This window comes from Erysipelatoclostridium sp. An15 (assembly GCF_002160675.1).
Taxonomy (GTDB): domain Bacteria; phylum Bacillota_I; class Bacilli_A; order Erysipelotrichales; family Coprobacillaceae; genus Thomasclavelia; species Thomasclavelia merdavium.
The window spans coordinates 26498-37994 of record NZ_NFLA01000030.1; the positions used below are offsets into that span (position 1 = coordinate 26498).

Genomic DNA, 11497 nt, shown 5'->3' on the forward strand with positions numbered 1-11497 from the left:
CTAATTGTCCATAAAATGAATTATCTCTTTTTAACACGTTATTATATTACTTAATGAACAAGACTTGATAATGCTTCTTTTAATTTTGAAATAGTATTATTTGTAACTTGTAATTCAATAATCTTGTTTAAAAGATATCTAGCATGATTATCATCTAATGTACACATATACTGTTGCTTACCTGTTCCACCAATTGTAAAGGCACTATTTTTAGTATAATTTGCTTTAAGTCAAGATTTATGCTCTGATAATATTAAGGGTTTATCAAAATCATAATATTTAACATCTATACGATATCCATCTTTATTTCAATTATTATTAATCTCAGATAATTCATGAGGTTTTTTAGCATCATAACAATTGGATATAGCTACACTAATAGAGACTATTTCATTATTAGAATGATGTAAAATAAAATCATATCTCTCAACATAAGTCATTGTTGTGTATCCCTTATTTCTTTTACCATTCTTATTTAATCTAGGGACCAAACATTTTTCCTACACGCTCTTGTTTATATGTAGTACCATAATAAACATTAAATATACTCATTTGTAATCCTCCTTTGCGATAAATATCATAGAAAGTTTATCATTCTTCAGACATCAAAATAAGATTGTTTGATCACCATCTTAAAAAATATTTTACCTGTCAGACATATATTGAATATATATTTTGATGCTAGAATAAAAACTGGACTGGTTAAATGGAAGAACTAGCTAGTATATGGTACAATGTCATAAGCTTAAATCAAAAAACAGGAAAGAGGTATATGACAATGACTAAACCAACATTTACAGATGAATTTAAACAGGGAGTGGTTCAATATGTATTAGATCATCCTAACGAATCTAAAGTAGCAGTTGCTAAAAAGTTTGGTATTGCTGACAGCACAGTCCATAAATGGCTTAAAGATGCCAATAATAATGATGGTATAATCAATTCAAGAGGGAGTGGTAATTATTCAAGCGATGAAGCTAAGGAAATAGCCAGATTAAAAAAAGAATTAAAAGATACACAGGATGCTTTAGAAGTCCTAAAAAAGGCTATTGGCATGACTTAGCAAATAACTAAGCAGGATCTTTATAAGGAAATAAAAGAAAAATCAAAAAGTGATAGACAGGCTTCAGTTACCGGTATGCTAAAAAAACTAAAATTAAGTAAATCGGGATATTATGAATATTTAAAAAGAAAAACATGCAGACAGAAAATCAGAAAAGCAAGAATCACAGAAAGAATCAAAGAAATTCATAAGGATTCAAAAGAGATATATGGAGCACCTAAAATAACCAGAATACTAAAAAAAGAAGGAGAAAAAATAAGCGAAAAATATGTAGGAAACATAATGAGAGAAAACAAAATAAAAGCCCATTATATCAAACCGTATACAATAACAACAAAAGACTGTGATTTTTCAAATAAACTAAAAAATATCCTTAATAGAGATTTTAATCCAAAAAGACCAAACCAGGCATGGTGTACCGATATAACATATATATGGACGGCTGATGAAGGATTTGTATATTTAAACAGTATAATGGATCTGTATTCAAGAAAAATAATAGCGTGGACACTAAGTAAAACATTAGAAGTAGAAGAAGTATTAAAATGTCTGGAAACAGCAAAAAAGAGGAGAAAAAGTGCAGAACCAGTAGTGATCCATGCCGATCGAGGGGTGCACTATACATCCAAAAAATATAAAAAGCTAACTAAAAAAATGAAGAGAAGCTATTCGCGAAAAGGGACACCATGGGATAATGCATGTATAGAATCATATCACGCATTAATAAAAAGAGAGTGGTTAAACAGATTTAAGATAACAAATTATGAACATGCATATAGATTAGTATTTGAATACATAGAAGGATTCTATAATACGATAAGGGTACATTCACATTGTGATTTCAAATCACCAAATGAATATGAATACAACTATATAGTCAGTAACAATTAATTAAATTTCTCATATTTATGTAGTCCGAAATCTTGACATAGTACCAAGTAGCAATCCTTACCTAAACATTAAAAAGAGGCTGTAACGCATAAGGATTTTGATATGTACCCTCCTTACTGGATAGTCCAGTAAAGAGGATACATATCAACAAATGATTGAGTTACTTTAGCCTTTATTAATATTTCAATAATCGTGATAATTATGAATCTAAAGAAATACAAATGTACTTTTCGATTGACAAATACAAAAGATTAACATCATTGATTATAGAAATATTATCTATTATTTTTTGTCAATTTATATAAATACTTATCAAAATCGTAAAATTTTGTTTTCTTATAAGGTACTTGATATTCAAAATTTCCTATATTTTTTATATACGGAGAGCGTTCAAAAGGCAACCTGTCTATAATTGAACCCGTTATAGAAGAATACAATTTATCAAAAAATGCAAAATTAACAGGAATCCCAATTATCATTTCATTTTCTGTTATCGCCGAATATTCTTTGCCATGTTCATATGGTATGAATAATGCTAAATTCATACAAATATCATGACCAAATGCATTAGAAGAAACTCTTTTACTAATATATGCTATACCATCGATTTCATTTGATTTACATGCTAATGTAAATAGTTGTGAAATAATATATTCTGATTTAAAATACCTAGGTTCTTCACTAATACAATATGAAGTTACCATACTTACTAATAGTAATTTAAATAAATCTTTTAATATATTTTGTTTAATACTTTTAGACATCTCTGTAAAAAAACCTACATCAATAGATAAATTTAATATTATATAGTCTTTCTTTAATAAAATACATCCTGCATTAAATTCATTATTTTGAGGTTTTTTCATTTCTAACCAACAATCATAAGTTGTAGTTCCTAAATATAAACAAGGTTGTCCAGGAATACTAAATCTATAAGTACCAATTTTAGAAATCATGTTAAAAGGGGTATGTTTTAAATCATCTTTAGTATAATTATGTTCTTCTCTTCCTAGTCTTGCTCGATAAAATACGAATTCATCCCATTTTTTATTCCCTATTACATAATAATTAAATGAGTAGCTTTTAGAAATATTAGAAACTAAAATATCACTTTCTTTATATTCATTGACTAATTTTTCTACTAAATCGTATGCCTTAATTATATTGCCTGAATAATATTCATCTAAAATATTTTTAAATATACTCTTATATTTTTTTGCAATTTCTATAAATTCACCATTTATATCTTCTTCTTTCATATCTGTCAATAAACTGTCCATTAAACCTATCACAGAAGAATAATATTCATTATCTTTGTTAATTATTTTTGGAAATTTATAATTCTCTTTACGACCATTATCTGTATAAAAAACATTATACCATTTTTCATAATCCTTATTACACATTTGCCCCCTCCTATATAAATATTAACCTACATCTAACATTTTTTATTAAATTTATCATTTTCTATTTTTCTAATTCATAATATAAATCTTATAAAAATGAAAATTTTTCATTTTATCGCAACTTCAAAAACAAAGCAGATAACAATGTTTTAATTACATAATATCATCAATATAAAGCAAAATTCAATATATATTTGAATATTAATTTAATTAATAATTATATGATTCTACTCTCTCCTATTGTATTTGTCAACGAAAAGTGATACACAAATCATTTTAAAACTGAGCCACTTTATATCCAAATAAGGAATATGATTAATCTCTATCATATGCCTTATTTTTAATTTTATCTATGTTTTTCATTTCATTCTTTTGTAGCTATGATTCTATAGCTATCTCCTGTCATATTTATCAAATATGACTTATACGCTAAACAATCAATAATTGCACCTGCTAACACTGAATCATTAAATATTTTATTTCATCGGTCAAATGAGAGGTTTGATGTTATAATAGTTACTTCTTTTTGATTACGGGACGATAATAAATTAAAGAGTATTTCTCCACGTTCTTTGTCAAAGAAATAGTACCCTAATTCATCAACGATTACCAATCAGATTTCTCAAATTTTGTTTTATATTTGTTTATCTGATTCAATGTCATTGTGGATTGTCAACACTTTTTTGGACAATTTCTATGAGAACATCCTAAATTCAACTGGTGTCTTATAGCCAAGTGAACCGTGTATCCTCACATTGTTATACCAGTTTATATAATCAAATAATTCAAGTTCTAGTTCCTCAAGACTTTCAAATCTTTTATTAAACGCAAACTCTGTTTTTATTATTTTATATGTTGCTTCAGCAACTGCATTATCATAAGGACATCCTTTAGCACTTAATAACCTATTTATATTAAATGTTTTTAATACTTTTTCAATATCTTCATTTTTGAATTCACTTCTTCGATCACTGTGAAACAAATTTATTTTTCGTAAATCATATTTTATTGAATAAAGTGCTTTTTTTACTAATTTAGAATTTTTATTCTTACTAGCTACATATCCTACAATCTATCCGTTATCCAAATCTAACATAAGACAATTCCATTTGCCATCATTAACATATGTTAGATCACTAACTACTACTTTCATTCTTTCTCCCTGGTTAAAATTTCTATCGAGTTTATTTTCTATATTATCATTATTACATGTTGCGTGATGTACTTTATACTGCTTAACTGTATAACTTAATACTAGGTAGTTTTCCTGCATAACATGTCTAATTCTTCTATTACTGATAATATGGCCTAGTTTAGCCAATTCTATTTTAATCTTTCTTAAGCCATAGTTGTTTCGACTGTTTTTAAATATTTCTTTTACTAAAGCAGTCAAATAATGATCCTTAGATTTTTTCTTATTTAATTTATTATTACAATTATAATATAATGATGATCTAAGTGTTATTATCGATATTAAATGAACCGGTAGAATTATATTTATTGATCCATGAAAATAAAACAGAAAGAGTTAATTCATATGCACGAATTAATTCAGCTCTAGGTTTATCGCTGTTATATAATTCAACCATTTCTTGTTTAAATGCATCACTGTAAGTACTTCTTTCTCCTGCCATTCTAGATTATCTTGCTTTTAATTTTCTTAATTATAACAGTTCTTTTAACAACTGTCTAATTTAGTGTAACCTATCCAGTTTTTTGATAACCGCCATTAAACCTCCTCTTTCTTATCCATTGTTCCGTAGATTCGTGAGTCAAAATACTGTCTACTGACTCGTCTTTTGATTACCACAAATCTATCTGCTTCACGTTCTGCATTCAGTTGTCGTATGAGCTTATATTCATACGATACTGATACTCCAAGCTCTTCCACCACATCCTGTGCTGTGATGAATCGTTTACTCTCCATAGATATCCTCCTCTCGCTTTTATTATTCAGTTTATTTTCGAACGGTTGTATTGTGTTTTATAATAACATTTCATTTTTGTACTATTAATGTTATACTGTATATAATAAAAAAAGAAAAAGCTTCTGTATGGGCGAAAAATTTGCCAGCCGCATAGGCTATTTGATTCGAAACTTTAGAATTGCAGCTGATATGATGCAGAAGGAATCGGCTGATAAATGTAGACTCAACGAATCCACCATAAGAAACTATGAACTTGGCACCCGATATCCTGATGAAGCAACATTGCTGAACATTGCAAATAATTTGAATGTTAGCTTTTTTGCACTTTCCGACTCGGATGTTGCAAACATGTTTAGTACTTTACATGTACTATTTGACATTGAATGGGCATACGGACTTCGTCTTACCATGAAGGATGGGGAAGTATAGTACTAAAATTTGAAGACCGCCTTTCATGTACCAGACCACGTTCACAGGAAGATTTAAATGCATTTAAAACAGTGATTGAGTACCGGGTGAGACTTCGAGAAAAGTTAGAAGATGGAGATATAACATAATCAGAATACTGGCTGAAAGAAAATCATGTTCCCTAAGAATCTGGTACACAATGATAATTCCTATTCCATATCACTTAATCTTGATGAAAAAGACCAATTGATTGTGGAAAATATTGATGATAGCGACTAAGTCGCTGAATCGTTAAAAGATTTGTTTCCAGATTTTTTTATACGAAGAGGAAGAAGAAACCAAAGAAGGAGTAATTACTATATATGAAAATCAAAAAAATACAGTTAGAAAATAATATCTATTTCGGAAATGCAACATTTGATTTTACAAAGAATGATGGAAGTATCGTAGATACCATTATACTTGCCGGCGAAAATGGTAGTGGTAAAACTCAATTATTAAATTTAATTTATGAATTTTCTACACTTCCAACCGGCGGAATAGTTAGTTCAGAAAAAAGAACTTTCACAGTACTATTATCAACTGAAGAGCTTTCATTAATAAGTTCAAATATGAACAACTCAACTCCTATAATATCACCAACTGGTGAATTCGAAATAATTCAAGATTTTACCACTCAACCTAATTATTGGGGTCGTATTAAAGTAAAATATTTATCTACAGACAAAGGTGGTGATGTCTCAATAAAAAACATCGCTTCTTCTCACCTTTTTGCTAGTGTAAATGTAAAAAAGTTATTTAAATCTGTTTTTTCAACAGTAGAAATAAATTACAATCCACAAGCCACATCAAAAATAACTGCTCAAGAAATCGATCAAGATATTGAAAATAGTTTGCGTAGTAGTAACAACCTCGGAACAGAGATTCAGCAATTATTTATTGATATTCACACCAACGATGCTATTGATTTGCAGAGTTGGGTAGATGAACATGAAGGTATAGCTCCTCCAGCCGACATAAAAAATGTGCGAATCAATCGTTTTAAAAGAGCATTTTCTACAGTATTTGACAATTTGAATTTCTATAAAATTGTCACCGAAAATAATATCAAAAAGGCAATGTTTAAAAAATATAATCAAGAAGTAGATATTATTTCTCTCAGTTCAGGAGAAAAACAAATAGTATTTAGAGGAGCGTTCCTGTTACGCAATCAACAAAGTATAATAGGTAACACTATTTTAATTGACGAGCCAGAAATAAGTTTACATCCTAAATGGCAAACTAAAATTTTTGATTATTACAGAAAATTATTCATAGACAATAACAATAATCAAACTTCCCAGTTATTTATTGCCACTCATTCACAATATGTGCTGGATTCAGCTCTTGCAGACACGGATAATACGGCCATCATTTTAATGAAAAGAATAAATAATAATGTTGAGATGAACACTATATCTGCACCATTAATTTTACCTTCTGTTACAGCCGCCGAATTAAATTATGTAGCCTTTGATATTGTATCAAACGACTATCACATTGAACTATATGGCTATCTGCAACAAAAAGTTGCTCTTTCTCTTGGAAAAACTTTTTGTTCAGTGAAAGACTGTGATACTTACATTACTCAACAAAGTCAATATGTTGCAACATTACACAAAAAAATATCATCACACAATACCACAATATATTCAACTTTGACAACGTATATACGTAATGCTATAGACCATCCTGACCCCTCGAGAACATTTACAGAAGATGAACTACGTTGTTCTATCGAATTATTAATAGAACTTTGTCGTTAATTGAATCTTCAAAAATTGTGTCATTCTATCATCACAAAAAACATGGGCCAAGAAACGCTGTAAATTCGGCATTTCTTGGCTTATTTATATTATTCGAACTCAACTAATATGTATCATTTTAACCTGTATTATATTGTATTTCATCATTTATTTTGTTTAATATTTTTAGATTATATCAGATTTTAATATTTTGAATTTTGTTTTGTGCTCAAAATACACTCAAGTCAGAAACATAATTTGTCCAAAAAATTATCTGTCCCCTTTCCCTATCTACATAAAAAGTAACAAGGCAACAGTATTGCATGATTACTGGCATTTTAGTAAATAGTTGCGAAACACAAACAAATAAATGTGTCCATGCTCATTTATTTAGGACTACTCAAAAACATTTTTTAACTAAAAACAAATAAAATATGGTTGAAATATATTCATATTTTTTTACTTTGGATACTTTGAGATATTAAAAATGATGATAAGATACATTTACATAAAATATCTAAAATCATATAATTTATCAAAAAGAATTTCATTTTGTTTTGACATTCGTGAAAGCACCTTAGCAAAGTCCAAAGTAACGGGCAGAGTTTTGTATAGACTATCACCACTGTTCCAATTCATTTTAGTCAACATAAGAATTTCTTCTGTTAAAAGGTCTCCTTTTGACTTCACCACTCATAATCGTTTAACCACCGTTTCTTAAATTTGGGAATAAAAAAATAGGAAGCCTACACACCACCGATGGGTAGTGATAAACTTCCTATGTAATGATAAAAGCCGATAGAAGTCTATCGGCTTTATCTTATACTCCAAAAAATTTATTTGTAGAACTTAATTCCAGAACTTTAGCTTTTTCAATATATTTATCGTCTATCTTATCAATACGCTCTCTTAAAATAGGAATAATATATTGTCCTTGAATTCCATCACATATCTCAAAAATAGTTTTAAGCTGATTTATATGTGTATTCTCCATTTTATCATGAATAACAAATTGAGGAACTGGAATACCAGCATCTATGCCATATTGCATATAAGCCAAGTCATACGCTACAATAACGGCTTTCTTTTTTCCTGTTCCAACATTTCCTCCGAGTGATGCAATGCTTATTGGGAATTTTTCTTCTTCTTTCCAATTCTCATTATATGCAAGTAAATATTTTTCTCCATATAATTTATCACAGTAGCCAGCGAATATCTGATTGAATTTCTTTATTTTTTCTTCAACTCCATCGCTTTCCATCTGGTCTTCAATCTCGCTAAGTTCCCTACTTAACTGAGAACGAGCATGTTCTTGTTCTTCTAGTAGATTAATAGACTGCTGAATTTCTCCTTTCTTTAAAGACAACTCTTCTATCTGCTTATTCAACATATTAAGTTCATCTAGCAGCCCTTCATCCAAAGCTTCTATGGTAACTTTTTCTTTTTCTAAAAGAATAGCGTTCAGTTTTCCTGAATACTGTTCCAACATTTCCTGCTTTACAGATAACTGTGAGCGGATAAAATCAATTCTATTTTGTATCATAGAATTATGAAACATTACCATATCCTCAAAACTTTTTTGAAGATTAGGCACATAGCTCTTTGCTTCTTCATAAATAGCCTGCAATGTAGCAAAATCAACATCTTTCTTTTCCTGCAAGAGTTTTGCAACACTTCCTTCAATGGTATCTATTTCAAATTCCAAGAATTGCATATTTTCTTGCAATTCATTAATCCTTACCGTCAATTTCCTTTTTTTATCCAACTCTTCCCTATATGCATCCATATAAGACAGTTTCTTTCTTTTTTCATTCAACATATCAAGATCTGTATTCACAATTTCTAACGATTGTTTTAAGACACTCAAAGAAATAATGCTTTTACTTTTCTCCAATGCCTGAATTGTCTTTTGACATTCAGCTATCTTATCATTGATTTCACTTCTTCGATTCAAAAGTATCTCACTGTAAATCTGAAATAAAAAGCAATATATCAAATCGTATGTGTCATTGGTTGTCATCATTGGTAAAAACTTTATGATACGGTCTTCAGCCATATTATCTAATCGGACAAATTTGGGAATAAGTTGTCTAAATGTTGGCTTATCTTCCTTTAAATTAAAAATTATTTTTTTTAATTCATTCCAAAACTCATTTTCATTATAAGCTTCATCAAAGATATATTTCTTTCCACGTGGAAATAAATCTCTTTTTATAATATATTCCTTCCGATTCTTATCAATTAAAACTAATTCTGCCTGTACTTTGTTCTCAAGCAAAAAAGTCTTTATTTCTGTATTTTCACTCCGAGTATCAGAATCGTAGTACAATTCTCTGGTAGATTTTGCTCCTAAACATAAATCAATAATTTTTATTACTGTGGATTTTCCCACACTATTTCCGCTTTCACGTATATCTTTAGGAGTATTGTCAATTATCAAGCTGAGTCCTTTTTCATTAAAAGGAATCTCTCGAATAATTTCTTCAGAAGGTTTGGTTTTCCGTACTATCAGTTTTTTTATTTTCATAATACACCTTTCCTTTCTTAATTCTAACTAATGATAACAAGAATAACCAATCCAATGTATAGTACATAAAATCCACATGAATCTTTTTCTTCAATCGATTCCGAACTTCACATAACAACTCTTCGAGCGGTATAACTTCTTCTTGTTCTAAAATTCCCAACAAAACTCCACCCAAATAATACAAGGATAGATCCGGTTCTCTTTCTGCATTTACAATCATAACGGCTTCTCCAATATCTTACATTCCATAAAACAGTAACAAGTAAAACATGCTATTCCAAGTTCCATATCTTCTTGGTATGTAGTCTCCATTTCTCCAGCTTCTTGAACGATTCTTAAAATTTGGTCTTTAACCATGTCTATAATTCTGTCCGAGTTTTCTCGTACAATATCCATTTCATTTTTTCCTGATTCTTTATTTTCTGACAACACTTGACCTTTTGCATATAAGTACCACATGTGAACACATTTTAGAATTTTGGCTTTACCTCTAATATGTGAGTCATCATATGCATTCAAATAGCTATCACAGGTTAAATAATATGCAGAGAATTCTTTTATGATTTCTCTGTATACTATTACACCATTATATTCGATTTTATCGTCAGGTTTAAATTCTTGTGTATTGAACGCACTAGCAGAATATTCCTCTTCGATACACACATTCCCTAACAACTTAACCAAATTAGAAATAAGTGATGGTATTTTAACAGCTTTTTGCAGATTTACATAAATACTGCCACTATTACTTCCTACCATCACGCCAGAATTTTCACCACTATTTTGAATACTGTACTTGTCACTTATCATGAATGTATTTCTCCTGAATTAATACCACTGATTACCCCTGAGTTATTCCCGCTGTTAGTAACATTTACTTGTCCATGGTTTGTTACATTACGACTCTTTTCTTCTTTTATCTGCTTCAATATTTTTTTTGATTCATTCTTCGCACTAACAGCAACTACTGTTGAAATAACTGTTGCTACTGTTCCGATTGCTGTTAAAATTAATGTCCAATCCATAGTATATCTCCTTGTTTTGACTCACGTACAGAACAATTCATTATTGTCTATAGATAAGTGTACCATAATCAAACTAAAAAATATAGAGGTCACAAGTACCTCTATATCAACGGATATTACGAAAAATTCATTTTAGACTGTTTTGTTCTGTGGTAATATTCCTCCGAATACTTTTCTCGAATATCACTCATATTCAAATTATATGAATTAATTAATCGTTGAAGTGTTTCATCTGAGATATCCTGTAAATCATATGGTTTTAATTCTTTAATAAATCTCTTTATCGACTCCTTAAATTTTCTTAATTTTCCTTTCCTAATGATTCTGACTTCATGAGTAAAATCACCGTGTTGATTAGCAGATTATTTGAACAAAAAAATAAAGGAATTAGTCAAATAAAATTAATAAATATAATAAAACAGTTAAAATAATTTGAGAAAATAATATGCAAATTATCTTAACTGT

At 29.2% G+C, this 11497-nt stretch carries 12 protein-coding genes and 1 pseudogene; 4 read left to right on the plus strand and 9 right to left on the minus strand.

Features of this window, described 5'->3' with window-relative positions; all coding sequences use genetic code 11:
• Positions 1-778 precede the first annotated feature (778 nt).
• Both B5E92_RS10005 and B5E92_RS10010 read left to right on the plus strand, forming a co-directional pair.
• Positions 779-1063, plus strand: coding sequence for a transposase (locus tag B5E92_RS10005; RefSeq protein ID WP_204245262.1), 285 nt, complete (start codon positions 779-781; stop codon positions 1061-1063).
• Positions 1064-1093: 30 nt separating this feature from the next.
• The gene (locus B5E92_RS10010) at positions 1094-1954 is read left to right on the plus strand and encodes an IS3 family transposase (RefSeq protein WP_255376216.1); all 861 of its coding nucleotides are present in this window, start codon (positions 1094-1096) and stop codon (positions 1952-1954) included.
• A 275-nt stretch (positions 1955-2229) separates the two neighbouring features.
• On the opposite strand, the gene B5E92_RS10015 is transcribed toward B5E92_RS10010, so the two are convergent.
• The 4 genes and pseudogenes from B5E92_RS10015 to B5E92_RS10040 all read right to left on the minus strand — a co-directional run bounded on the left by B5E92_RS10015 (position 2230) and on the right by B5E92_RS10040 (position 5287).
• Complete coding sequence (locus B5E92_RS10015; RefSeq protein ID WP_087301746.1) at positions 2230-3360, minus strand: RES domain-containing protein; 1131 nt, start codon at positions 3358-3360, stop codon at positions 2230-2232.
• Between the two features lie 481 nt (positions 3361-3841).
• Positions 3842-3973, minus strand: a complete 132-nt coding sequence (locus B5E92_RS16015; RefSeq protein WP_087301748.1) for an ATP-binding protein — start codon at positions 3971-3973, stop codon at positions 3842-3844.
• Between the two features lie 81 nt (positions 3974-4054).
• Positions 4055-4994: pseudogene (locus tag B5E92_RS15390) on the minus strand (IS3 family transposase).
• A 95-nt stretch (positions 4995-5089) separates the two neighbouring features.
• Positions 5090-5287: a MarR family transcriptional regulator gene (locus tag B5E92_RS10040; RefSeq protein ID WP_087301756.1), complete on the minus strand. Its 198-nt coding sequence runs from the start codon at positions 5285-5287 to the stop codon at positions 5090-5092.
• Positions 5288-5414: 127 nt separating this feature from the next.
• On the opposite strand from B5E92_RS10040, the gene B5E92_RS15675 reads away from it, so the two are divergent.
• Entirely contained in the window at positions 5415-5717 is a 303-nt protein-coding gene (locus B5E92_RS15675) for a helix-turn-helix domain-containing protein (protein WP_204245264.1), read from the plus strand.
• Positions 5718-6058: 341 nt separating this feature from the next.
• Positions 6059-7501: an AAA family ATPase gene (locus tag B5E92_RS10050; protein ID WP_087301758.1), complete on the plus strand. Its 1443-nt coding sequence runs from the start codon at positions 6059-6061 to the stop codon at positions 7499-7501.
• 483 nt (positions 7502-7984) lie between these two features.
• Here the strand turns inward: B5E92_RS10050 and B5E92_RS15515 are convergent, their stop codons facing one another.
• The 5 genes from B5E92_RS15515 to B5E92_RS10075 form a co-directional block, all read right to left on the minus strand.
• Positions 7985-8131, minus strand: a complete 147-nt coding sequence (locus B5E92_RS15515) for a hypothetical protein (RefSeq protein ID WP_158095216.1) — start codon at positions 8129-8131, stop codon at positions 7985-7987.
• A 169-nt stretch (positions 8132-8300) separates the two neighbouring features.
• On the minus strand, positions 8301-10007 hold the full coding sequence (locus B5E92_RS10060) for a DUF2326 domain-containing protein (RefSeq protein ID WP_087301762.1): 1707 nt from the start codon (positions 10005-10007) through the stop codon (positions 8301-8303).
• Entirely contained in the window at positions 9964-10227 is a 264-nt protein-coding gene (locus B5E92_RS10065) for an ABC-three component system middle component 6 (protein WP_087301764.1), read from the minus strand. The genes B5E92_RS10060 and B5E92_RS10065 overlap by 44 nt, the downstream gene beginning before the upstream one ends.
• Positions 10224-10817, minus strand: a complete 594-nt coding sequence (locus B5E92_RS10070; RefSeq protein WP_087301766.1) for a hypothetical protein — start codon at positions 10815-10817, stop codon at positions 10224-10226. Before B5E92_RS10070 ends, B5E92_RS10065 begins: the two co-directional genes overlap by 4 nt.
• Positions 10814-11032 (minus strand): hypothetical protein, encoded by a 219-nt coding sequence (locus B5E92_RS10075; RefSeq protein WP_087301768.1) that lies wholly within the window; start codon positions 11030-11032, stop codon positions 10814-10816. The genes B5E92_RS10070 and B5E92_RS10075 overlap by 4 nt, the downstream gene beginning before the upstream one ends.
• Between the last annotated feature and the right edge of the window lie 465 nt (positions 11033-11497).